Source organism: Methylobacterium planeticum, assembly GCF_008806345.1.
Taxonomy (GTDB): Bacteria; Pseudomonadota; Alphaproteobacteria; order Rhizobiales; family Beijerinckiaceae; genus Methylobacterium; species Methylobacterium planeticum.
Genome location: NZ_VZZJ01000001.1, coordinates 142,008 through 163,709 on the forward strand (window position 1 = coordinate 142,008; position 21,702 = coordinate 163,709).

General features: G+C 71.2%; 22 protein-coding genes and 1 pseudogene. 9 read left to right on the forward strand and 14 right to left on the reverse strand.

Translation table 11 applies throughout. The features are described 5' to 3' along the window. The first annotated feature begins 143 nt into the window (after window positions 1–143). Window positions 144–1,682, forward strand: coding sequence for a GGDEF domain-containing protein (locus tag F6X51_RS00660; RefSeq protein ID WP_150961440.1), 1,539 nt, complete (start codon window positions 144–146; stop codon window positions 1,680–1,682). A gap of 9 nt (window positions 1,683–1,691) precedes the next feature. Here the strand turns inward: F6X51_RS00660 and F6X51_RS00665 are convergent, their stop codons facing one another. Further along, window positions 1,692–2,531, reverse strand: a complete 840-nt coding sequence (locus tag F6X51_RS00665; RefSeq protein WP_150960973.1) for an aldo/keto reductase — start codon at window positions 2,529–2,531, stop codon at window positions 1,692–1,694. A gap of 259 nt (window positions 2,532–2,790) precedes the next feature. Between F6X51_RS00665 and F6X51_RS00670 the strand changes: the two genes are divergently transcribed. From F6X51_RS00670 to F6X51_RS00680, 3 genes are read left to right on the forward strand one after another with little or no spacing between them, the layout of a single operon-like run. After that, window positions 2,791–3,876: an adenylate/guanylate cyclase domain-containing protein gene (locus F6X51_RS00670; protein WP_150960975.1), complete on the forward strand. Its 1,086-nt coding sequence runs from the start codon at window positions 2,791–2,793 to the stop codon at window positions 3,874–3,876. Beyond that, the gene (locus tag F6X51_RS00675) at window positions 3,876–4,115 is read left to right on the forward strand and encodes a hypothetical protein (protein WP_150960977.1); all 240 of its coding nucleotides are present in this window, start codon (window positions 3,876–3,878) and stop codon (window positions 4,113–4,115) included. The genes F6X51_RS00670 and F6X51_RS00675 overlap by 1 nt, the downstream gene beginning before the upstream one ends. Then, a complete protein-coding gene (locus F6X51_RS00680) occupies window positions 4,116–4,574 on the forward strand; it encodes a YaiI/YqxD family protein (protein ID WP_150960979.1) in 459 nt (152 codons plus the stop codon). A 1-nt stretch (window position 4,575) separates the two neighbouring features. Here the strand turns inward: F6X51_RS00680 and F6X51_RS00685 are convergent, their stop codons facing one another. From F6X51_RS00685 to F6X51_RS00740, 11 genes and pseudogenes are all read right to left on the reverse strand, one after another. Further along, on the reverse strand, window positions 4,576–4,824 hold the full coding sequence (locus tag F6X51_RS00685) for a BrnA antitoxin family protein (protein ID WP_150960981.1): 249 nt from the start codon (window positions 4,822–4,824) through the stop codon (window positions 4,576–4,578). Window positions 4,825–4,833: 9 nt separating this feature from the next. Then, window positions 4,834–5,061: a hypothetical protein gene (locus F6X51_RS00690; RefSeq protein ID WP_150960983.1), complete on the reverse strand. Its 228-nt coding sequence runs from the start codon at window positions 5,059–5,061 to the stop codon at window positions 4,834–4,836. A 252-nt stretch (window positions 5,062–5,313) separates the two neighbouring features. Next, window positions 5,314–6,254 (reverse strand): annotated as a pseudogene (locus F6X51_RS29000) (DMT family transporter). Between the two features lie 56 nt (window positions 6,255–6,310). Continuing rightward, entirely contained in the window at window positions 6,311–7,579 is a 1,269-nt protein-coding gene (locus F6X51_RS00705) for an arsenic transporter (RefSeq protein WP_150960989.1), read from the reverse strand. A gap of 29 nt (window positions 7,580–7,608) precedes the next feature. After that, window positions 7,609–8,868 (reverse strand): metallophosphoesterase family protein, encoded by a 1,260-nt coding sequence (locus tag F6X51_RS00710; protein WP_150960991.1) that lies wholly within the window; start codon window positions 8,866–8,868, stop codon window positions 7,609–7,611. 52 nt (window positions 8,869–8,920) lie between these two features. Beyond that, a complete protein-coding gene (locus F6X51_RS00715) occupies window positions 8,921–10,237 on the reverse strand; it encodes an MFS transporter (RefSeq protein ID WP_150960993.1) in 1,317 nt (438 codons plus the stop codon). 170 nt (window positions 10,238–10,407) lie between these two features. Continuing rightward, window positions 10,408–11,457, reverse strand: coding sequence for a cell envelope integrity protein TolA (tolA, locus tag F6X51_RS00720; protein ID WP_150960995.1), 1,050 nt, complete (start codon window positions 11,455–11,457; stop codon window positions 10,408–10,410). Between the two features lie 4 nt (window positions 11,458–11,461). Continuing rightward, window positions 11,462–11,947, reverse strand: coding sequence for a protein TolR (tolR, locus tag F6X51_RS00725; protein ID WP_150960997.1), 486 nt, complete (start codon window positions 11,945–11,947; stop codon window positions 11,462–11,464). Window positions 11,948–12,108: 161 nt separating this feature from the next. Continuing rightward, entirely contained in the window at window positions 12,109–12,801 is a 693-nt protein-coding gene (locus tag F6X51_RS00730; protein WP_150960999.1) for a MotA/TolQ/ExbB proton channel family protein, read from the reverse strand. A gap of 128 nt (window positions 12,802–12,929) precedes the next feature. Continuing rightward, entirely contained in the window at window positions 12,930–13,424 is a 495-nt protein-coding gene (locus F6X51_RS00735; protein WP_407658404.1) for a Tat pathway signal protein, read from the reverse strand. Window positions 13,425–13,510: 86 nt separating this feature from the next. Continuing rightward, window positions 13,511–14,002, reverse strand: a complete 492-nt coding sequence (locus F6X51_RS00740; RefSeq protein WP_150961001.1) for a hypothetical protein — start codon at window positions 14,000–14,002, stop codon at window positions 13,511–13,513. 444 nt (window positions 14,003–14,446) lie between these two features. Here F6X51_RS00740 and F6X51_RS00745 point away from each other — a divergent pair, with 444 nt between their 5' ends. Next, window positions 14,447–14,875 (forward strand): Hsp20 family protein, encoded by a 429-nt coding sequence (locus F6X51_RS00745; protein ID WP_150961003.1) that lies wholly within the window; start codon window positions 14,447–14,449, stop codon window positions 14,873–14,875. A 95-nt stretch (window positions 14,876–14,970) separates the two neighbouring features. Next, window positions 14,971–15,255, forward strand: coding sequence for a BQ00720 family protein (locus tag F6X51_RS00750; RefSeq protein WP_150961004.1), 285 nt, complete (start codon window positions 14,971–14,973; stop codon window positions 15,253–15,255). Between the two features lie 55 nt (window positions 15,256–15,310). On the opposite strand, the gene F6X51_RS00755 is transcribed toward F6X51_RS00750, so the two are convergent. Then, complete coding sequence (locus tag F6X51_RS00755) at window positions 15,311–16,102, reverse strand: alpha/beta fold hydrolase (protein ID WP_150961006.1); 792 nt, start codon at window positions 16,100–16,102, stop codon at window positions 15,311–15,313. A gap of 182 nt (window positions 16,103–16,284) precedes the next feature. Between F6X51_RS00755 and F6X51_RS00760 the strand changes: the two genes are divergently transcribed. The 3 genes from F6X51_RS00760 to F6X51_RS00770 all read left to right on the forward strand — a co-directional run bounded on the left by F6X51_RS00760 (window position 16,285) and on the right by F6X51_RS00770 (window position 19,203). Beyond that, entirely contained in the window at window positions 16,285–17,502 is a 1,218-nt protein-coding gene (locus F6X51_RS00760; protein WP_150961008.1) for a glycosyltransferase family 4 protein, read from the forward strand. 245 nt (window positions 17,503–17,747) lie between these two features. Continuing rightward, window positions 17,748–18,269, forward strand: a complete 522-nt coding sequence (gene infC / locus F6X51_RS00765) for a translation initiation factor IF-3 (RefSeq protein ID WP_246696561.1) — start codon at window positions 17,748–17,750, stop codon at window positions 18,267–18,269. Window positions 18,270–18,357: 88 nt separating this feature from the next. Beyond that, complete coding sequence (locus F6X51_RS00770; RefSeq protein ID WP_191969970.1) at window positions 18,358–19,203, forward strand: FkbM family methyltransferase; 846 nt, start codon at window positions 18,358–18,360, stop codon at window positions 19,201–19,203. A 59-nt stretch (window positions 19,204–19,262) separates the two neighbouring features. On the opposite strand, the gene F6X51_RS00775 is transcribed toward F6X51_RS00770, so the two are convergent. Then, window positions 19,263–21,596 (reverse strand): amylo-alpha-1,6-glucosidase, encoded by a 2,334-nt coding sequence (locus F6X51_RS00775; RefSeq protein ID WP_150961011.1) that lies wholly within the window; start codon window positions 21,594–21,596, stop codon window positions 19,263–19,265. Between the last annotated feature and the right edge of the window lie 106 nt (window positions 21,597–21,702).

Sequence of the window (21,702 nt, forward strand, 5' to 3'; positions counted from 1 at the left end):
GTCGCGGACCTCTTTGCCTTCCGTTGAGCATAACGGGCGGTAATCCCCCGTTAGGCCTGTCCGGTAGGTATCGGCACAGTCCGTCGGGCAATAACTGTTCCCGGTCGGCTTCGGCGGGGGGCGGGATCGTGGGCTCGGTGTGGATGCGTGTTGTCGCCAGGCACTTGCAGGATCGCGCCTCGCGCCTGATCGCCTGCCTCGGGCTCGGCGTCACGGTCGGGCTCTGCACCCTCGGCGTCTACCTCGTCACCGACATGCGCGACGCCGCCTGGCGGCAGGCCGAGCGCAGCTCGCAGAACCTGCTGACCCTGATCGAGCAGAGCGTCGCGCGCAACGTCGAGATGTACGATCTCTCGCTGCGGGCCACCGCGGAGCGGGCGCCGCGTCCCGACATCGCGGCGCTCCTGCCCGAGATCCGCGACCTCGCCCTGTTCGACAACGCCGCGAACGCCTCCGGCCTCGGCGCCATCCTGGTGGTCGACGAGCGGGGGCGCCTGCTAACCGCATCGGAGCCCGAGGTCGCCCGCGACCTCACCCTGCAGGACCTGCCCGCGCTCGCGATCCTGCGGAGCAATCCCGGGCCCGGCCTCGTGATCGGGGGTCCCGTGCAGTGCCGGGTCACGGGCCGGCCCGTGATGACGCTGAGCCACCGGATCACCAAGCCGGACGGCGGCTTCGGCGGCATGGTGACGGGCACGATCGAGCTCGCCTACTTCCAGGACCTGTTCGCGAAGCTGCATATCGGCCAGGGCGGGTCCGTCAACCTGTTCCAGGCCGACGGCACCCTGCTGGTGCGCCAGCCCTTCGTGGCCGCCAATGTCGGCCGCAGCATCGCGGGGGGCGCCACCTTCCGGCGCTTCAACGAGAGCCCGCGCGGCACCTTCGTGGAGAATTCCGCCATCGACGGGGCCGAGCGCCTCTACGCCTACGCCCATGTGGGGGGGCTTCCGCTCATCGTCGACGTGGCCCTCGGCACCGAGAGCATCCTGGCGGCGTGGCTGCCCAAGGCCGTGACGGTCGGCGCCCTGATCCTCGGGCTCTGTCTCGCGACCCTCGGGCTGACGGTGCTCCTGCAGCGCGAGGTGGTGCGGCGCGCAGCCGCCGAGGCCAACTCGCGGGCGGCCAATGCCGAGCTCGCCGCGCTCGCGCTGACCGACAGCCTCACCGGCCTGCCGAACCGGCGGCGCTACGACGAGGTGATCGCCCGCGAATGGCGACGCGCCAGCCGGACCTGGACGCCGCTCTCCCTGCTCGTGCTCGATACGGACCATTTCAAGCACTACAACGACCGCTTCGGCCATCAGAGCGGCGACGTGGTGCTGAAGGCGGTGGCGCGCTGCCTCGGCGAGACCCTCAATCCCCTCGACGCCATCGCGTGCCGCATCGGCGGCGAGGAATTCGGCATCGTCCTGCCCGGCGCCTCCGCCGCCGAGGCCCGCGCGGTGGCCGAGCGGGTCCGGCGCGCCGTGGTCGGGCTGCAGATCCCGCACGCCCCGGAGGTCGGGGGCGTCGTCACCGTCAGCATCGGGATCGCCCACGTGGTCCCGGGCGCGCAGGACACCCCCGAGGCGCTGTTCGCGGAGGCCGACGCCGCCCTCTACGAGGCCAAGCGCAGCGGACGGAACCGGGTGCGCATGCTCGATCAGCCGAACGCGGACGAGCCGGCGGCACGCCGCGCCTGAGCGATCCCGCTACAGCATCGGCAGCGTCCGGGGCCGCGGCCCGCGCGGGAACTCGACCTCGATCGCCGCGACCTCCTCCTCGGCCAGCACCAGGTCGCCGGCCTGCGCATTCCGCGCCGCCCGCTCGGGCCGGCTCGTCTTCGGGACCGTGAAGGTGTTCTGGAACCGGGTCAGGAAGGCGAGGGCGACCGCGTGGGGCGTGACGCCGTGCCGCTCGGCGATGCGCGCCAGCAGCACCCCGCCCGGGCTCGCCGGATGCGGGAAATCCCCGCTGCCGAAGGGCGAGTAGCCGACCAGGGCGACCCCGTGATGGGCGCACCAGGGCATGACCGCGTGCTCGATCGCCCGCTCGCCGAGGTGATAGAGGACCTGGTTGCAGGCGATCCGGTAGGGGCCGGCGATCCGCAGGGCCTGATCAAGGTCGTCGACGTCGAAATTGCTCAGGCCCCAGGACAGGATCTTGCCGTCCCGCCGCAGGTCCTCGAACCCCGCGATGGTCTCGTCCAGGGGATGATGGCCCGGCCAGTGCAGCAGGTAGCAGTCGAGCCGGTCGGTGCGCAGTCGCCGCAGCGAGGCCTCGCAGGCCCGGGCGACGCCCCGCCGGCTGGCGTTGCTCGGCACCACCTTGGAGACGAGGAAGACCTCCTCGCGCAGGCCCTGCATGGCCTCGCCGACGATGGCCTCGCCATCCCCGTACATCTCGGCGGTGTCGATATGGGTCATGCCGGCATCGATCCCGGCGCGCAGGGTGGCGATGGCCTCGGCGCGCGCGCCGTCGTCGATGCGCCAGGTTCCCTGCCCGATCACCGGCACGCGATGGCCGATCGAACCGAAGCTGCGCACCCGCATGGCATTCTCCCGCTTCTGGTTGGGCCGGGTTCGTCGGGGGCTCGGCCCGAATGCGGCCCCGGCATGGGCGGCGTCGATCCCGCGATCACGGCGCGGTGTCTCCCGACGCCTTATTCGCGCCATCATGGGGGAATGAGCAATGGGTGCGGCGCCCGTGGCGCCCCCGAACGTGAGACCAAGGACGCGCCGTGTTCACCGCCGCCCCGATCCTACCACGCGCGGACCGGCCGGACGGCCGCACGCGCCGCGGGGTGCGCTGATGCTGCCGCAGCACCGCTGGTTCTGGATCCTGATGATCGTCGCCTGCGGCGGCGCGGGGCTCCTCTACAACGTGCTCTTCGCCGGCGGCGCGACGCCCCTCGCGGGGCTGGTCTACGGGCTCGCGGTGGGCGCGGCGGGCCTCGCCTTCGACCGCGGCCTGATCCTGGCCGGGCTGCAGACGCGGATGCGGCGCCTGCCCGCCATGCTGTACGTCCCGGCCGCCGAACTCGCCTACGTGCTGATGATCGCGCTGGGCATCGCCTTCGGGGGGCTCGTGGTCTGGACCCTCGGCCTCACGAACGACGACCTGCGGACGGCGGTGAAGATCACCCCGCGGGTGCTCGCCTATTCCCTGGCGGTCTCGGCCCTCCTCGTCTTCGTGGTGCGCATGCGCGACCTCATCGGCGGGGAGGTCTTCGTGAACTTCCTCGTCGGGCGCTACCATCAGCCCGTGCGCGAGGAGCGCATCTTCCTGTTCCTCGACGTGGTCGGCTCGACCGCGTTCGCGGAGACCCACGGCGACCTGCGCGCGCAGGCCTATCTCAGCGCCGTCTTCGCCACCCTCGCCGAGCCCGTGCGCCGCAACGCCGGCTCGACGGACGACTACATCGGCGACATGGCGATGATCACGTGGCCGATGGCGCGCGGTCTCAAGGACGCGCGCTGCGTCGCCTGCGTGTTCGACGTGCTCGACCGGATCGAGGCCGAGGCCGAGGCCTGGCGCGCCCGCTTCGGCACGGTGCCGCGCCTGCGCGCGGCGCTCCACGGCGGCTCGGTGGTGACGGCGGAAGTCGGCGTCGACCGCCACAAGATCGCGTATTTCGGCGACGCCGTGAACGTGACCTCGCGGATCGAGGCCCTGTGCCGCCCGCTCAAGACCGAGATCCTGATCTCCGAGGATCTCCTGGCCCGGCTCGACGCCCTGCCGCCCGGCATCGCGGCGCGCTCCCTCGGCGCCCATGCGGTGCGGGGACGCGGCCAGCCGCTCTCGGTGGCGACGCTTGAGCGGGCCGCCCCCGAGCGGGCGCAGCCGGACCTTCCGGCCGCCGACGGCGCCCCGCGCGTCGCGGCCGGGGTCCGCTGATGGCGGAGCGGTCCGGCAAGCCGGTCCCGGCCGCCGCCCGCGCGGCGCCCGCAGCGCCCACCACGTGGCGCACGCCGCTCCGCCTCGTGCTGCGCTTCGGCCCGCCGATCCTCGGAATCGTCGTGATCGGGAGCGCCATCGTGGCCTCGATCGGCGGCGAGATCAGCCGTGCCCGCTTCGCCTTCGGGCTCGGCCTCATCGTCCTCGGCTTCGCCTCGCGCCTCGTGCCGGGGCGCTGAGTGGGACCCGCGATCTACATCGACGCCGACGCCTGCCCGGTGAAGGACGAGACCTACCGGGTCGCGGCCCGCTACGGGCTGCATGTCTACGTGGTGGCCAACAGCTTCCTCAACGTCCCGCGGGAATCCTGGATCGAGCGGGTCGTGGTGGGGGACGGCCTCGATGCGGCCGACGACTGGATCGCCGAGCGGGCCGGCGCGGATGCCATCGTGATCACCGCGGACGTGCCGCTGGCGAGCCGGTGCGTGAAGGCGGGCGCCGCCGTCCTCGCGCCGACCGGCAAAGCCTTCACGGACGCCTCGGTCGGCATGGCGCTGGCGACCCGGAACCTGATGCAGGACCTGCGCGAGGCGGGCACGATCACGGGCGGCCCGAAGCCGTTCTCGGCCCGGGACCGCTCCGCCTTCCTCGGCGCCCTCGACCGGGCCGTGAACCGGCTCCGGCGGAGTCGCGCCTGATTCAGAGGCCCGCGAGCTTCTTCAGCGCGGCGTTGATGCGGTCCTGCCAGCCCGGACCGTCCTTCTGGAAATGCTCCAGCACGGCGCTGTCGAGGCGCAGCGTCACGGATTCGCGGGAACCCGGGACCGCCGCCGGGGCGGGCTCGCGGGGGGCTGGCGCGGGCGCCGCCGACTTCGTGGTCGCCGCCTTGAAGGCGGCCTCGGCGGCTTGGCGGGGATCGCTGGTGCGGCGGCTTCGATCGTAGGCCATCGGACCCTCTCAGGAACGCTTGCGCTTCTTCGGTGCCGGCGCTGGGGCCGCAGCCTTCGCCTCGGCCTCGGCCGCCTCCTTTGCCAGGCGAAGGGCGCGCAGGCGCGCGGTGCGCTCGTCCACCGCCTTGGCCTGCGCGTGATGCTCGGCCATGGCCTCAGCGCCCTCCTTGGCCATCCGCTCGGCGCGCTCCGCGCGTTCCTCGGCTCGGGTCCGGGTATCGCTGTCCTGGCTCATCGCTGTCCTTTCTCGCGCTGCCCCGCCGCGGCGAACTCGGCCGGCACGGCGCGACGCGGCGGTCGCGGCCAGGCGAGGGGCGGAGGCAGGCCCGGCCGGCTCGGGGGAGGAAGGTGAGCGGCCGGCGGCTTGGGTCCCATGACCCGTCACGCGCATCGCTCCGGGCTGGATCGCTCCGGGTGTAGCACGGCTCTGCACCGCAACGCCAACGCGACCCGCCCGTCATCCTCAGCCGAACGTGCGGGCTCAGCGTCAGAACACCGCGATCAGCACGATTCCGGCCACCATCAGCCCCGCTCCGGCGAGGCGTTCCCGCCCCGCCCGGTGCATCGGCATGCCGAGCCAGCCGAAATGATCGAGGGCCAGCGAGGTCAGGAGGTTGGCGGTGATCAGGAGCCCGTTGAAGGGGCCCGCCCCGACCTTGTCGACGAAGAGGAGGCCGCCGAACACCGCGACCGCGCCCGCGAGGCCGCCGAGGGGCGCCCACCAGGGCATCCCGCCGAGATCCTCCGTCCTCGGCAGCGGCGTCGGGCGGATCGCCAGCATGGTGAGGAAGACGAAGACGATCGGCAGGAACGAGACCGTCGCGGCGAGCCAGGGATTGACCAGCGCCCCGCGGAGCTGCGCGTTCATGACGACGCCGATGGCCTGGAGCGCGCCGGCCCCGAGCACGAAGGGATAGAGCAGGCGGCCGTTCATCGCGCGGTCTCCGCTGCGCCGTCGGCCGAGCGGTCGCCGTCAGGGTTCTTGGAACGGGCGATCAGAACGATGCCGCCGACCATGAGGGCGCCCCCGAGCCAGGGCAGGGGCTTGAAGCCGCCGGACTGCATGCCGAACAGCCCGAAGGCGTCGATGGCGAGCGAGGTCAGGATGTTGGCCGTGATGAGAAGGCCGTTGAACGGGCCCGCTCCGACCTTGTCCACGAGGGCGAGGCCGCCGAACACCGCGACGGCTCCGGCGAGGCCGCCGAGGGGCGCCCACCAGGGCATCCGGGCGAGGCTGTCCAGGCTCGGCAGCGGGGTCGGCATGACGAGGAACAGCGTCGTGAAGACGAAGACGATCAGGGAGAACGAGACGGTCGCGGCGAGCCAGGGATTCACCAGGGCGTTGCGCAGGCGCGCGTTCATCGAGTTGCCGGCGGCCTGGAGCGCCCCGGCCACGAGGATGAAGGGATAGAGCAGGAGCGGGTTCACGGCGGGGCGCCTCTGGAGGGGTGCAAGGTGGATCGGGGTTCGAGGGGCAATGCCCCTCAGGGCAGAAGCAGAAGGCCGGCGAGCGCCAGGATCAGCGCCGGCGGCGTCACCAGGAGCCCGAGCTTCAGGAAGCGCCAGGCGCTCACGTCCTCGCCCTCCCGCCGGATGGCGGTGAGCCACAGGATGGTGGCGAGCGAGCCCGTCACGGACAGGTTCGGGCCGAGGTCGACGCCGATCAGGATCGCCCCCGCGACCTTCTCGGAGACGTCGGCCGCCTGCACCGCCGCCCCCGCGAGGAGGCCGGCCGGCAGGTTGTTGACGAGGTTCGTTGCCACCGCGACGAGGATGCCGGAGGCCCAGGCGGTGGTGCCGGGATCGCCCTGCGCCGCCCGCCTGAGGGCGTCGGCCAGCATGGTGAGGATGCCGGTCTTCTCGAGGGATTCCACGAGGACGAAGAGGCCCGCCACCAGGGGCAGGACGCCCCAGGAGATGTCGCGGACGATCTCGACGAGGCCGCCGCGCTTGATCGCCAGCACCACGAGGGTCGTGGCGAGGCCGGCGATGAAGGTCGGCAGGCCGAGGTCGAGCCCGAATGCCGAGGCGCCGATCAGCACCCCGGCGGTCGCCACGATGCCGAGACCGGCGATCCTGCCGGTGCCGGACAGCGCCCTGGCCTTTGCATCCGTCGCGATCTCCTGGCCCGCCAGGGCCCCGGCCTGGGTCCAGCGCAGGACCGCGTAGGTCGCCACGATCGCCAGGAGCGAGGGCAGGGCGAAATGGGCGAGCCAGCGCGACAGCGGCGGCATGTGCTCGGCGAAGACCACGAGGTTCGCGGGGTTCGAGATCGGCAGCACGAAGCTCGCGGCGTTCGCGATGAAGGCGCAGATGAACAGGTAGGGCAGGGGCTCGGCCTTCGCGGCCTTGGCGGCGGCGTAGACGGCGGGCGTCAGCACGACCGCGCAGGCGTCGTTCGAGAGGAAGATCGTCACCACGGTGCCGACGAGGTAGATCAGGGTGAACAGCCGCGTGGCCGATCCCTGGGCATGCCTCACCGCGGCCTGCGCCAGCCAGTCGAACAGACCCTCCTTCCGGGCGATCTCGGCGAGGAGCATCATGCCGATCAGGAACAAGTAGACGTCGGTGCCCTTGGCCACGCCGTCGAGGGCGGCGCCCATCGGCAGCAGGCCGAACAGGACGAGGCAGGCGGCGCCGATCACGGCCCAGATCGCCTCGGGCCATGAGAAGGGCCGTACGATCACCCCGAGGGTGGCGAGGCCGGCGATCCCCCAGGTGGCGAGGTTCGGTGTCAGGGTGAATGTGCCCATGGGGCGACCGTCTTCCGTGTTGAGGGCGCCTACCAGTGCCGTCCGTTGCGATTGGGTCCGAGCTGATCGCCCCTCAGGCCCTTCTGGAGCCAGCAGCCCAGGCTGAACGCGTCGCTCCCGGGCCTGCCGAGCCGTTGAGGCGGCACCCAGTCGCTGCCGACGGGCTCGATCACGTCGAGATCCATGCCGGGCGGGTGCTCGCCGTCCCAGGTCGAGAGGGCGGCCTGGACGCTCAGGGTCCGGCTGCCCGGGGGCCAGGGAACCGTTCCGGTCCAGCAGCGGTCGCCGCCTTCGGGCGGGTCCAGGGCCGTCCAGGGGCCGTCATCGACCCGGCAGCGCACCCGCGCCGGGTCCATGTCGGACAGGACGAGGGCGCGCACGGGCAGGTGCGAGTCCAACGTCCGGGCCGCGGTGGCGAGGCGCCGGTCGGCCGGGCTCGTGATCAGGACGAAGGGCCAGCGCTGGTCGAGGGGCTTGAAGCGCCAGCTCGTGACGTCCCCGTCGATCGCCACGATCGCGGAGCCGACGGAGCCGTCCTCGTTCTGGCCGACCGAGCGGGCCGCGGCGTAGAGGGTGACCCCGTCATGCGCGAGCTCGTTGTAATGGGTGTGGCCCATCTCGACGAGGCGCACCCGCGCGGCCCGGAACAGGCCCGCCGTCTCGGCGCGCTCCTCGAAGCGCGCGAGATCGTCCGGATAGGTGTGCATGAAGACCGCGCAGGGGCGCTTCGGCTCACCCTCCGCGCCGAGGGTGGCGAGGATTTCGCGCGTCAGCCATTCCGCCTGCGCCCAGCCGAGGCGGAAATCGAGGCCCCGGCCCCTCTGGCCGTAGCCGGCGCTGCAGAGGTCGAGGAAGAGGCAGCGCACCCCCGCGATGTCCTCGGCGTAGTAGTACTGCTCGGGGAGCGGGCGCCGGGCCGGGTCCGTGCGCGGCCCGACGACCAGATCCGGGCCCATCACCTCCCGGAACAGGTCCGCGAAATCCGCCATGCAGCCGTGCTGCCGATCGTGATCGCCCGCGATGATCCGTACGGGGAGCGGCGCCCCCGGCAGCACCTCGCGCAGGAGATCGTACTGGGCCGCGCGCCCATCCTCCGCGAGATCGCCAGGCAGGTAGATGAAGTCCAGGAGGGCGGCGGGCGCGGGGCGCAGGCCCGCGAGATCCGCGAGGATCGCCCGCAGGTCGCGCCGGTTCGCGCCCCCGCATCCGTCGAGATGCGGGTCGCCGACATGCACGAAGGCGAACGGCCGCGCCGTTTCCGCCGGGGTTTCCGGATCGAGGTAGGACATCGCACGGGGTCTCGGGCGTCGTCTCGGGACGGGTGGGGGCGAAGGGCTCGGCTCAGGCGGCTGCGGGCTGCGGCATCGGCCCGGGTCCGCCGGCCTGCATGTCGGGGGCGACGCCGCCGCGGGTCTCGGGCATCAGCAGCAGATAGCCGGTGAAGCCGACGGCCGCGATCGCCGCCAGGGCCAGGAACGCCGCGGTGAAGCCGGCCCCCACGATGATGACGCCCGCGAGGGTGGCGCTGAAGGAGGCACCGATCCCCTGCGCGGTCGCGACCGCCCCCTGCGCGACGTTGAAGCGGCCGCTGCCTCGGGTCAGGTCCGCGACCACCACGGGGAAGAGCGCGCCGTAGACCCCCGCGCCGATGCCGTCGAGGAGCTGCACGCCCACGAGCCAGAACGAGTTGTCCGAGAACGTGTAGAGCACGCCGCGCAGGGCCAGGATGCCGAAGGCCACGAGGAAGATCGGCTTGCGGCCGATGGCGTCCGCCCTGGCGCCGACGAAGACCGCGACCGGCACCATCACGCATTGCGCCGCCACGATGCAGATTGCGATGAGTGAGGTCGCGTGGTCCTTGCCCGAGAGCTTCGTCAGGAGCTGCCCGACGGAGGGGAGCATCGCCGCGTTGGCGAGGTGGAAGAGGGCGCAGAGCACCGCGAAGACCATCAGGGTGCGGTTCTGCAGGAGCGCTGCGAAGCCGGAGGGCTGCTCGCCGCCCGCGTCCGCCTCGCCGTGATCGAGGCCGCGGGCGAGGTCGTCGTCGATCGCCGCGGCGGGGATCATCAGCATGGCGCCGATCGACAGGGCGGCCAGGATCGCCATCAGCCAGAACACCACGATCGGCCCGAAGAAGTAGGCAGTGGACCCGGCGAGCGCCGCCGAGACCGCGTTGCCGGCGTGGTTGAAGCCCTCGTTCCGGCCGATCCGCTTCGAGAACATCTTGGGCCCGACGACGCCGAGGGTGATGGCGGCGAGCGCCGGCGGGAAGATCGCCCCCGCGATGCCGGCCACCGACTGGGTCGCGGCCACGAGGTAGAAGTTCGAGATGAAGGGCAGGATCAGGCAGCTCGCCGTGACGGCGAGCGCCGCCGCGATGACGACGAGGCGCTTGTGGCTGCTCCGGTCGATCAGGGCGCCCGCAGGGGTCTGGGCGATTAGCCCGGCGATGCCCGAGAGCGTGATCACGAGGCCGATCGTCGCCTCGTTCCAGCCCTGCTCCGGTCCGCGCACCGCGAGCAGGTAGATCGCCAGGTAGGGGCCGAGCCCGTCACGGACATCGGCCAGGAAGAAGTTGAGGGCGTCGAGGCCACGCAGCGTCCGGTCGGACGGCGCGCGCGACGACGCGGTGGCCCCGGTCAGATTCACCCCGGTCATGACGTTTTCCCAATCCGGCGATACGGGATCGGGCTCGACCGAACGGTCAAGCCTTTGCCCATTTGCGCAATTGCGGCGCCGGATCGTGGTTCCCTGCCGAGGATTGACAGTTGCGTGAAGACGAGAGTGCAACCCGAAGCGGGAGTACAAGTAGAAGCTGCAATTGGAGCTTATCGCCCGGGGCTGAACCGCATCGGCACCGTCACCGAGAGGCTGGAGACCGTCACGCCGGGCGGCGCCGCCGGCAGGGTCCCGCGCACGGCCGCCAGGGCCGCGCTGTCGATCGGCCCGACGCCGCTGCTGCCGGCGAGCCCGGCGCTGAGGACCTGCCCCGAGCGCGAGACGGTGAAGCGCACCGTCGCGACGCCGCCCGCGGTTCCGGCCGCGGCGTTGCGGTTCATGCGCCCGTGGATGGCGGAGCTGAGCGCCCCCTGCCATTGGCGCAGGGCGTTCGGGTCGTTCCCGGCGGATGCCGCGCCCGCGCTGCTCTGGCGCGAGGCGGAGGCGGAGTTCTGCGAGGCCCGGCCGGCGCTCGCGACCGCGGCCTTGGCCTTCGCCTCGCGCGCCGCCTTCTCCTTCGCCTCGCGGGCGGCCTCGCGCCGTTCCTCGAGAAGTTCCTGGCGGCGCTCCTCGGCCTGGGCCTTGCGCTTGGCCTCGCGGATCGCCTTCAGGCGCGCCTCCCGCTCGGCCGCGATCTTGGCGAGATCCGGCTTGGGCTTGGTGTCCTCGATCGGCTTCGCCTCGGGCGTCTGCGCCGCCACGGGGGGCGGGGGCGCGAGGGGCTCGGCCTCGGGCGCCGTCGAGGTGATGACCTGGCTCTCGGGCTCGACCGGGACCGCGTCCGGCGGCGGCTCGGTGACGGCCTGCACCGGCGGCGGCTGCGTCGCCTCCGGCGGCTTCTCCGTCAGCGTCTCCTCGGGCACGATCGGCGGCGCCTCGGGCGGCTTCACCGCCGCCACCTCGTTCGGCGGCTCTGTCGAGGTCTCGGGCGGCGCGACCTGGCTCTCCATCTGCTCGCTCGGCGTCTGCGTGTCGGCCTCGGTCATCTGCGGCGCGAGATCGATCGAGATCGTGTTCTCGCCGGGCGGGCTCGGCGGCGACAGGCGGTAGAACGCGATGCCCACCAGCGCCGCGACGTGCAGTGCGAGGGCCACCAGGAAAGCGGCGAACAGGCCGGACGGCCCGCGCCCGGAATCACCGGTCGAGACGAGAGCACTCATGGGATTACTGCGCCGCTCCGTTGCCGGGGGCTGCGGCGGGCGCGCTCGGGGGGGCGCCGCCCGGGGACTGCGCGATCAGCGAGACCTTGGTGAAGCCCGCCTGACCGACGAGGCCCATCACCTCCATGATCTTGCCGTAGGGAACATCCCGGTCGCCGCGCACCAGCATCACCTGGGACGGATCCTCGGCGGCCATCGCCCGCAGGCGCGGCATCAGGGTCTCGAGGGTGAAGATCTCCTTGGCGATCGAGGGATGCCCATCCTTGTCGATCGTGACCTCCAGGGGCTTCTTGGCCTGCGCCACCTTGGCGGCCGAGGTCTTCGGCAGCTGCACCGGCACGCCGGTCGTCATCAGGGGCGCCGCCACCATGAAGATGATCAGCAGCACCAGCATCACGTCCACCATCGGGGTGACGTTGATCTCCGACATCGGCGTCGTGTCGAGGCCGTCATCGTCGTCACCGCTCGCGCGGATCGATCCCATAGCCATCGTTCGCCCTCCGGGGCTCCGGGCGGCGGGCGCTGGCAAGCAGTCCGCCGCAAGCTGTCTACGCCGCCGGGCGGCCTCGGTGAGGCCGCCGGCGGACTGGTCCATCGAGGTTCAGGTCGCGCGGCGAGGCCCGCCCGGAGCCGCCCGCGCGGACGGCGCGCCTACTCCGCCGCCGCGGCGCGGCCGTGGACAGTGCGGTCCCGCGCCAGCCGGTTGCCGAGCACGCCGATGCAAGCGACGAAGGCGCCCTGGATGCGCCCGACGTCGTTCGTCAGCTTGTTGTAGGCCATGACGGCCGGGATCGCGACGACGAGGCCGATCGCCGTGGCGAACAGCGCCTCGGCGATGCCGGGCGCCACCACGGCGAGCGAGGTGTCCTGGCTCTTCGCGATGGACGAGAAGGAGTTCATGATGCCCCAGACCGTGCCGAACAGGCCGACGAAGGGGGCGGTCGAGCCCGCCGTCGCGAGGAGCGGCAGCCCGCCCTGGAGACGCTTGACCTCGAGGCCGAGGGCGGCCCGCATGGCGCGCTCGATCCGGTCGCGGCGCTCGGCGCGGGTCTCGGTCGGATCCTGGTCGCGCCACGCCTCGAGGGCGGCGTTGACGACGTGGGCCGAAATGCCCTTGCGGTCGGTCTCGAGGGCACCGCCGGAGCGCACCAGCGCCTCGAAGGCCTTGGCCTGGCGCTTGGCGGCGGCGAGGCGCACCAGCTTCTCGAACACGACGGTCCAGCAGGCGACCGAGGCTACGACCAGCAGGAGCATCACACCCTTCACGATCGGGTCGGCCTGCAGGAACAGTCCGAGGAACGAAAAATCGTGAACGACGTCTGCCGGCGCGGCTGTCGGATCCATGACGGACTCCTCAATGCTCAAGTCTGGAGCGGCCTCTCGGCCGCGGGCTCAAATCTCATGTGCGGCCCGAAGACCGCGGGCCGACCAGTCTCCTCGCGGCACCGGTCGGATCGGGGCATGCTCGGGCCTCAGCGATCGAGGGGAACGCTGGTCTTCGTCTCGGTCTCGGTGCGCTCGAGGCATGTCTCGCGGCTCGCCTCGCCGCCCTCGCAGGCGAGGACGTCGTTGAGGAGGACGCGGCCGATCTTGGGGCAGGAGATGCCGGTGAAGTCGAAGATCTTCACGCTGGTCTTCTTGTCGGGCAGCGGGCCGAGCTCGACGGCGATGCGCTTCTGCGCCACACCCTCCTGGTCGAACGCGAAGAGGTCGACCTTGAGGGACTTCAGGGCGGTGCCCTGGCTGTTGTCGACGAGCAGATAGGTGCGGCAGGACTCGCCGGCCGGCTCCAGGCGGTTGAGCTGCAGCTTGATCGGGGCGGCCTTCGGGGCAGCGGACGGTGCGGTCTCCTGAGCCAGGGCCCCGGCGGACGGGATCAGCGCCATCGCGAGGCAGGCCGCGGCCGCGCGGGCCAGCGGACCGAGGTTCCAGGGCGTTGCCTGCATGAGCACCTGCACGTTCTCCATCACCAGTCCCGTACTCCCAACCGTTCCTCGTCTCGGCGGCTCCGTCGGCCCCCCGATTCGTGATCGCCGCCCGGACGGCACCCGCATCAGTGCAGGACCGCCCCGCTCGGAGGCGCCTCGCCGCCGAGCTGGCGTGCCGCGGCGTTGATCGCCTCGGCCGCGTCGCGCACCGCCGCGGCGAGCCTCGGCGCCTCGGGGCGGCCCGTGATCGCGGCGGCCTCCCGACCGACCTCGTCCCAGAGCCGCCGCCGTCCGCGGCCGATCAGCGCGACCAGGGCGCATTCGTTGCCGGTCACCCGGCAGCAGGTCGCCGGCATGAACTGCCAGTCTCCCTCCCGCTCGGCCCGCAGCGCCCGCATGATGCCGACCACCCCCGAGACGAGGCGGCCGCCGTCGCGGGGGCCGAGGAGCCGCTCGGCGCCGTCGAAGGCCGCATCCCAGCAGGCCACGTCGCTCGTCATGTAGCCGGAGGCCACGAACCGGGCGACCGACAGGGCGAGGACATCCGCGTCGTCGCCGCACACCTCGGCAACCTTCAGCATCCGATCGTGGACGGACGGGATCGACGACGCGCTCATTCGGCCTCCGAGCAAGCGCAAGACCGGCCAGGCAGAACCCGCCGGGACGGTCCCGCTCACCGAACCCGCATGACGCTCGCGGCCGGAAGTATCCGAGGTGCGGCCCCGGGATCAAGGTCTGCGCTGAATTTGAGAGTAATTCCAAACTGTTACTCTGGGCCTTTGAGACGTATCATCCGGAGGCTGCCGAATTATCCCGTGCAAACCTGCCACTTGCTCCCGATTTGGGGCTCGCGGCGCGCGTCGCGTCCGACCGGGAGCGCCCGAAGGTCGTTCGAGGCGGCCTTCAACCTGTGGATGGCAACCTTGATGGCCTCGGTCGGGCCCTCCATATTTTCCGGGACCGGCGCCGGCGCGCCGGCCGGAGCGCTGCGGCCGCGGGCTCCAACCACGAAGTGCCTGTCTGCCGACATTGAGGGCTTCGCAAGGGACCGATTTCTGCCGATGACGCGCGTTTCTCCGTTCGGACACCCGTTCCTTCTCGGCTTCGACGAGATCGAGCAAGCGCTCGACCGCGTGTCGAAGGCCGCCAATGACGGGTATCCACCCTACAATATCGAGCGCCTGCCGCGCACCGAGCAGGAGCCCGAGCGGCTCCGCATCACCCTGGCGGTGGCCGGGTTCACCCTCGACCAGCTCGACGTGATGCTGGAGGAGAACCAGCTCGTCGTCCGGGGCCGTCAGATCGAGGAGCGCGAGCGCCAGTTCCTCCATCGCGGCATCGCGGCGCGCCAGTTCCAGCGGGCCTTCCTGCTCGCCGACGGCATGAAGGTGTTGGGGGCCGACCTCTCGAACGGTCTGCTCTCCATCGACCTCGTCCGTCCCGACCCCGAGCGGGTCGTGCGCAAGATCGCCATCGCCTCGCGCGATTGAACCCGGGACCGGGAGCCACCATCTCCATGCCAGGCCGGGTCGTCGCTACGGGACGCCAACCGGCCGAACGCTCTGCCTCGAAAGGAGGGCATGACATGACCGAACTGAGCCAGAATCCCATCACGGCCGCGGACCTCGATCCCGCCGACTTCCAGCCCGCCGATCTCGCCGCGCTCGGCGAAGGGCACATCGCCTACGTGCGCCCGATCCGTTCGGACGAGGTGAAGCGCTTCTTTCCCCAGGCCCCGGACCTGACGCCCGGCCTCGAGCTGTTCGCGCTCCTCTCCGCCAGCGGTGCCCCGATCCTGGTCGCCGATTCGCGCGACGTGGTGGTGGCGAACGCCATGGCCCACGACCTCCACACCGTGAGCCTGCACTAGCGGCAGGCGCGGCGCCCGCGCGAGCGCGGGCGCCCTCCGCCCAGGCGATCTCCGCTCAGGGGACCTCGGCCACCGCCCCGATCAGCCGCGCGATGTCCTGCGGCCGCGACAGGCGGTGGTCGCCGTCCGCGATCAGGGTCAGGACCGCTCCGGCCCTCGGCAATCTGTCCAGGATCTTGAAGGCGTGCGGGTGCGGCACGTCCGGATCCTCCATTCCCTGGAGGATGTGGACCGGACATCCGAGATCGAGCGGGCCGCCCAGGAGGCTGTTCGCCCGGCCGTCCTCGATCAGCGCCATGGTGATCGGGTCGGGCTCGGGCGCGTAGGCGCTCTGCCGCAGCCAGACCCCGTCGCGCTCCAGTGTCGCGCGCACCTCCGGCGGAAACTGCGCCCACATCAGGTCCTCGGTGAAGTCGAGGGCCGGCGCGATCAGCACCAGGCCCGCCGCCGCGGCCTCGCCCCGCCGTAGGCGGTCGCGGGCCGCCAGGCAGGCGACCCAGCCCCCCATCGACGAGCCGATCAGCACCGGGCGCTCCGGCGCGAAGGCCGCGAGCACGGCCTCCGCGTCGGCGAGCCATGTGGATATCGTGCATGACGCGAAGTCGCCGCCGGACGCACCGTGCCCGGAATAATCGAAGCGCACGAACCTGCGCCCGGCACTCTCCGCCCAGCCATCCACCGCCATCGCCTTGGTGGCGCCCATGTCGGAGCGGAATCCTCCGAGCCAGACCACGGGCGGGCCGGCGCCCTCCCGCACCTTCACGGCGATCCGCCGCCGCGCGCCGCCGGTCCCGACCTCGATGAACGTTAGGTCCCCTTGCGTACTCTCGTGTCCGTCATCCGTCATACCGATCCCTCATCCCGCTCGAAGGGTGCACCCTGCGAATCGTTCAACTTGAACGCGCCGCGCAAGGCTTCCGTTTACCCAACCGTAAAGCGCCGCGACGATCCTGCGACCATGAGCGGAACCAGAGCGGATGGCCGGGTCACGGCACGGACGGCAGGCGATCCGCGCGGAGCGTTCCCGCTATGAACGGTCACGTCCGTCCCACGATCGGCTTCCCGTCCGAGGTCGCGCCCCTCGCCGGGGCCCGCATCCTCCAGATCATCCCCGAGCTCGATGCCGGGGGCGCCGAGCGCACCACCGTCGATGTCGCCGCCGCGCTCGCGGCGGCCGGCGCGAAGGCCCTCGTGGCGACAGAGGGCGGCCGGCTCGTCGGCGAGCTCCAGGCCAAGGGCGGCGTCTGGCTGCCGTTTCCGGCAGCGGCGAAGAATCCGGTCGCGATGGCGCTGAATGTCGGCCGCCTGATGCGCCTGTGCCGGCGCGAGAACGTGCAGATCATCCACGCCCGCTCCCGCGCCCCGGCCTGGGTCGCCCTCGGCGCGGCGCGGCGTCTCAAGATCCCGTTCGTGACGACCTATCACGGCAGCTATTCGGGCCGGACCGGCGTTAAGGTGCTGTACAATTCCGTGATGGCGCGCGGCGACGTCGTCATCGCCAATTCCCACTACACGGCGGACCTGATCCGAAGCCTGCATGCCGATCAGGCGGGCGACCGGGTGCGGGTGATCCATCGCGGCACCGACCTCGCGACCTTCAACCCCGTGGCGATCGGGCCCGGCCGGGTCGAGGCGCTGCGCCGGGCCTGGGGTGTGGCGCCGCACGAGCGGGTCGTGCTCCTCGCGGCGCGACTCACCGCCTGGAAGGGCCAGCGCGTCCTGATCGAGGCCGCGGCGCTGATGCGCGACCGGGGCATCGGGGATCTCGCCATCGTGCTCGCGGGCGATCCCCAGGGCCGGGTCGCCTACGAGCGCGACCTCGACGCCCTCGTGGCCGCCCGAGGCCTGCAGGGCATCGTGCGCCGCGTCGGGCATTGCGCGGACATGCCGGCGGCCTTCCGGGCCGCGTCGGTCGTGGCGGTGCCGTCGACCGAGCCGGAGGCCTTCGGCCGCTCGGCCGTCGAGGCGCAGGCGCTCGGCACCCCGGTCGTGGTCTCGGATCTCGGGGCCGTTCCGGAGACCGTGCTCAGCCCGCCCGACGTGCCGCCCGCGCAGCGGACCGGATGGCGGGTGCCGGCGGGCGACCCGAACGCGCTGGCGGGGGCATTGGCCGAGGCCCTGTCCCTCGGCGCCAGCGCCCGCGACGCCCTGGTGCGCCGCGGCCGGGCGCATGTGGAGAGCCACTTCTCGCTGGAGCGCATGGTCGGCGACACCCTCGCGGTCTACACGAAGCTCCTGCACGGCTGAGTTCGGCGGCTCAGTCCGGGCCCGGACATTTTGGTAAAACTTCGTGGTTTGCGAGTGACATCGCGCCGCGACACATGAACCAAAGCAATCGACCGATGTTGACTTGTCGCGCGGTTCGGCCAAGGTGTCGCATCCGGGAAAGGCCGGAGCGATCGGCGGTCAGGGCAGCCCGGTGGGTGATGCCGCAGGCGGCCGTTTCGTTGTTGATTGAGGAGATTACAGCCATTCGTAGACCTATGAGAGCCATGCCGGCCCCGCAGAAGGACGGGCCGCGCGCCAACCGGGACATCCGCGGCGTTCGTGAAGTCCAGCTCATCGACGATACCGGACAGAATCGCGGTGTCGTTCCCTTCTTTGACGCCCTTCAGATGGCCGAAGAAGCGGGCCTCGATCTCGTCGAGATCGCGCCGAACTCCACGCCACCCGTCTGCAAGTTCCTCGATTACGGGCGCTTCCGCTTCAACGAACAGAAGAAGCAGAATGAGGCCCGCAAGCGGCAGAAGACGGTCGAGGTGAAGGAGATCAAGCTCCGACCCGGCATCGACAAGCACGATTACGACGTGAAGATGAAGGCCGTGCATCGCTTCTTCGAGGAGGGCGACAAGGTCAAGGTCACGCTTCGGTTCCGCGGTCGCGAGATGGCGCACCAGGATATCGGGTTGCGCCTGCTCGAGCGCGTGAAGTCCGAGACCGCCGAGATCGCCAAGGTCGAGAGCGAGCCGATGCTCGAAGGCCGCCAGATGATCATGATCCTCGCGCCGCGCTGAGGCGTGACACGGCCCGGATCGATGAATCCCGATCGTTGTTCGCGCCGCCTCTCCCCGGGGCGGCGCCTCGTTTTCGCGTGATCCCCTGTTGAGCGACGCTTTCCTCTCGCGGCGGGTGCCGCTCGCCGGCCGTATCCGGCGGATCCACGCGCCGGCCGGCGATTACGCCTTCTCCCGCTACACCAACGGGCGCGGCTTCCGGCATTTCCGGCACCTCTGCGAAGCCGTTCTGCGGCCGGATTCCGTGACCTTCGACGTCGGGGCGAATATCGGCCTCACCGCGCTCATCGCCGCCGACATCACCACCCGCGGGCGCATCCACGCCATCGAGGCCGCGCCGCGGAACTTCGCGGCCCTGACCCGGAACGTCTTCGAGCACGGGGCCTCGATCATCCGCCCGATCCACTGCGCCGTCGGCGCTCAGGAGGGCAGCGTCCCGTTCTTCGACAACTCGACCTTCGGCTACGTCGTCGCCGAGGCCGACATGGCGGCCTCCCGCGGCACGCCGGTCCCGCTGCGCACCCTCGACAACCTCGTCTCCGAGCGCGGCCTCGAGCGCCTCGACTTCATCAAGATGGACATCGAGGGGTTCGAGGAGGAGGCACTGGCCGGCGCCACCGCGACGCTCGCGCGCTTCGACCCGCTCGTGATGCTCGAGTTCAACTCGTGGTGCCAGATCGCGTCCTACGACCGCAGCCCGCGCCGCTTCCTGGAGCGCCTGCTCGACACCTTTTCGGAATTGCATGTCTGGCGATACGGGCGCCTCACCGACGTGCGCCGGATGGGCGTCTACCAGTTCCTGCACACCCATCTGATCGAGCACCACTGCAACACCGACCTGATCGGATGCCGCGCCGGTGAGCGTCTCGACCGTCTCAAGGCGATGCAAGCCGCGCGCGGCCTCGCGGGCCTTCGGCGGCGCCTCGGTCTCTGAGCCGCGCCGCCCGCGGCGGGTAGACGGCGTCGCGCCTCCCACCCGCTCGCGCCGTCAGACTATTTCAGCAACGCCACCTGCGCATCGCCGGTCCGGCGCAGCACGTTGACGGTGACGTCGTCGTGGTGGCGCTCGAGGCGGATGTCGATGCGCGAGTTCCCGAGCTTCAGGTTGAAGATCGAAACCCCGTCGAGGAAGGCCGGCAGCGTCGGGTTGCGGAAGCGGACGCGGTTGCGGTTGTGGTCGATCTCGAGACCGAGGCACGCCGCCAGGAAGGCGAAGGGGGCCGCCGCCGCCCAGGCCTGCGGCGAGCAGGCGACCGGGTAGGAGACCGGCCCGCGCTGGCGCCGGCGCATGAAGCCGCAGAACAGTTCCGGCAGGCGCTTCTGGTCCTGATACAGCGCCGTCTCGAACATGCCCTGGAAGATCCGGCTGGCCTCGGGCTTGAGGTCGTAGCGGGCGAGGCCCAGCGCGATGATGGCGTTGTCGTGCGGCCAGATCGAGCCGTTGTGGTACGACATCGGGTTGTAGCGCGCCTCGCCGCGGGCGATCGTGCGCACGCCCCAGCCGTTGAACCCGTCCTTCGACAAGAGCTGGGTCGCGACACTCGCCGCGCGTTCCGGCAGGGCGATCCCGGTATAGAGGGCGTGCCCCGCATTCGAGGAGCGCACCGCGCATTGCCGCTTCTCGCCGTCGAGCGCCAGCACGTAGGTGCCGATCGCATCGTTCCAGAACGCCTTGTCGAAGGCCTCCCGCAGGGCACGGGCCTGGTGCGTCAGGGCCTCCGCCATGGCGTCGTGGCCGAGCATCGCGGAAAGCTTCGCCATGCCGTTCTTGGCGGCGTAGACGTAGCCCTGCACCTCGCAGAGCGCGATCGGCCCCTTGGCGAGCTGTCCGTCGGCGTGGAAGATCGAATCGTGGCTGTCCTTCCAGCCCTGGTTCTCCAGGCCCTTGTCGGTGTCGCGGGCGTACTCGACGAAGCCGTCGCCGTCCCGGTCGCCGTACTCGTTCATCCAGGTCAGGGCGAGTTCGAGGGCCGGCCAGATCGTGGCGATGGTGTCCCGGTCGCCCGTGACGGCGTAGTACTCCCAGGCCAGCATAACGAAGAGCGGCGTGCCGTCGATCGTCCCGTAATAGTGGCGGAACGGCACCTCGCCGAGCATCGCCATCTCGCCGCGCCGGGTCTCGTGCAGAACCTTGCCGGGCTGCGCGTCGGCGGCGGGATCGACTGCCTTGGCCTGCGTCGAGGCGAGGTAGCGCAGCACGCCCCTGGCGAAGTTCGGGTCGATCCAGAGCGCCATCATGGCCGTAATGATGCCGTCGCGCCCGAACACCGTGGAGTACCAGGGGATGCCCGCGAACGGGTAGATCCCCTCCGGCGTGCGGCTCGCCAGCATGTAGAGGTCGGCGGTGGCCCGGCAGGCGGCCTCGTTGAACTGGTCGTTCGAGGAGATGATCGTGGTGATGCCCGCGGTCAGCTGGCGCAGGTCGCGGCGCGCGTCGCGATAGGCGCGGGCGAAGATGACGCCCTCCGACAGGCCCTTCGGGGGACGTTCCGCCGTGCTGCCCGCCGCGAAGGCGAGGCCCGCGGCCGCGTCCTCGCCGACCTTCTGGGCCGCGGGGGCGCTGGTGAAGGCGCGGTGCGATTCGCAGACGACCCGCACGAAGATCGAGGCGCGCTCGCCCGGCGCGAGGGAGACCTCGAACTCGGCCCGTCCGGGCTCGATGAGGCGGGGCTTCGGGCCGAAGTGAAGGCTCGTCGTGCGCACCACGTCGTCGAGGCCGACGTAGCGGAACTGGACCTCGTGGTCGCTCGCCACCAGCACCGAGCGCTTGCCGTGATGGGTCCGGTTGGTGCCGCGCACCTCGAACAGGTCGCGGAAATCGGCGTCGAAGGTGATGCCGATGCGGAAGTTGCGGTGGCGCGTATCGAAGGAGCGCAGGCCGATGCGGTCGTAGCAGGCGCCGCGGAACAGGAACTTGGTGCGCTCGATCGCGATCACCTCGCGGGGGATCGTCGATTCGTCGTGGGCGTCGATGCGGATGTCCGGGGTCGTCATGTCGACGCTGAGCGCCCCGTTATCGTCCTGCATCACCGAGGAGAGCAGGAGCGGGCGCTGGTCCTCGACGGTGAGGTGCAGGCGCGAGAGATAGCGCGTGTCCTGGAAGTAGAGGCCCTCGGGGCCCGGCAGGACGCCGACATCGCCGTAGCTGTCGAGCACCGCGAAGGCCTCGCCGAACTTGAGCGAGCGCAGCGGGCGCTCGACCAGGGAGGTCTGCGCCTCGATATGGTACTGCGGAAGAACCTCGTCGGCGTCCTGAAACCCGTGGACGCGCTGCGGCGTCTGGCTCGCGGCGGGATGCGCCTTCGCCGTCATGTCTTCTGCCGCCATGCTTGGGCATCTCCGAATGTCGAGGGACGCGAATCGAAAGGGCCGCCGAATCGCTCACGGGCGAAGCGGCGGCCCTTCGGACCGTCTCAGTTAGGCGATCTTACGA

Coding starts and splice junctions, on each gene's coding strand:
- F6X51_RS00660 (WP_150961440.1), top strand. CDS start 144: ATGCGTGTTGTCGCCAGGCACTTGCAGGATCGCGCCTCGCGCCTGATC.
- F6X51_RS00665 (WP_150960973.1), bottom strand. CDS start 2,531: ATGCGGGTGCGCAGCTTCGGTTCGATCGGCCATCGCGTGCCGGTGATC.
- F6X51_RS00670 (WP_150960975.1), top strand. CDS start 2,791: ATGCTGCCGCAGCACCGCTGGTTCTGGATCCTGATGATCGTCGCCTGC.
- F6X51_RS00675 (WP_150960977.1), top strand. CDS start 3,876: ATGGCGGAGCGGTCCGGCAAGCCGGTCCCGGCCGCCGCCCGCGCGGCG.
- F6X51_RS00685 (WP_150960981.1), bottom strand. CDS start 4,824: ATGGCCTACGATCGAAGCCGCCGCACCAGCGATCCCCGCCAAGCCGCC.
- F6X51_RS00690 (WP_150960983.1), bottom strand. CDS start 5,061: ATGAGCCAGGACAGCGATACCCGGACCCGAGCCGAGGAACGCGCGGAG.
- F6X51_RS00705 (WP_150960989.1), bottom strand. CDS start 7,579: ATGGGCACATTCACCCTGACACCGAACCTCGCCACCTGGGGGATCGCC.
- F6X51_RS00710 (WP_150960991.1), bottom strand. CDS start 8,868: ATGTCCTACCTCGATCCGGAAACCCCGGCGGAAACGGCGCGGCCGTTC.
- F6X51_RS00715 (WP_150960993.1), bottom strand. CDS start 10,237: ATGACCGGGGTGAATCTGACCGGGGCCACCGCGTCGTCGCGCGCGCCG.
- tolA (WP_150960995.1), bottom strand. CDS start 11,457: ATGAGTGCTCTCGTCTCGACCGGTGATTCCGGGCGCGGGCCGTCCGGC.
- tolR (WP_150960997.1), bottom strand. CDS start 11,947: ATGGCTATGGGATCGATCCGCGCGAGCGGTGACGACGATGACGGCCTC.
- F6X51_RS00730 (WP_150960999.1), bottom strand. CDS start 12,801: ATGGATCCGACAGCCGCGCCGGCAGACGTCGTTCACGATTTTTCGTTC.
- F6X51_RS00735 (WP_407658404.1), bottom strand. CDS start 13,424: ATGGAGAACGTGCAGGTGCTCATGCAGGCAACGCCCTGGAACCTCGGT.
- F6X51_RS00740 (WP_150961001.1), bottom strand. CDS start 14,002: ATGAGCGCGTCGTCGATCCCGTCCGTCCACGATCGGATGCTGAAGGTT.
- F6X51_RS00745 (WP_150961003.1), top strand. CDS start 14,447: ATGACGCGCGTTTCTCCGTTCGGACACCCGTTCCTTCTCGGCTTCGAC.
- F6X51_RS00750 (WP_150961004.1), top strand. CDS start 14,971: ATGACCGAACTGAGCCAGAATCCCATCACGGCCGCGGACCTCGATCCC.
- F6X51_RS00755 (WP_150961006.1), bottom strand. CDS start 16,102: ATGACGGATGACGGACACGAGAGTACGCAAGGGGACCTAACGTTCATC.
- F6X51_RS00760 (WP_150961008.1), top strand. CDS start 16,285: ATGAACGGTCACGTCCGTCCCACGATCGGCTTCCCGTCCGAGGTCGCG.
- infC (WP_246696561.1), top strand. CDS start 17,748: ATGCCGGCCCCGCAGAAGGACGGGCCGCGCGCCAACCGGGACATCCGC.
- F6X51_RS00775 (WP_150961011.1), bottom strand. CDS start 21,596: ATGGCGGCAGAAGACATGACGGCGAAGGCGCATCCCGCCGCGAGCCAG.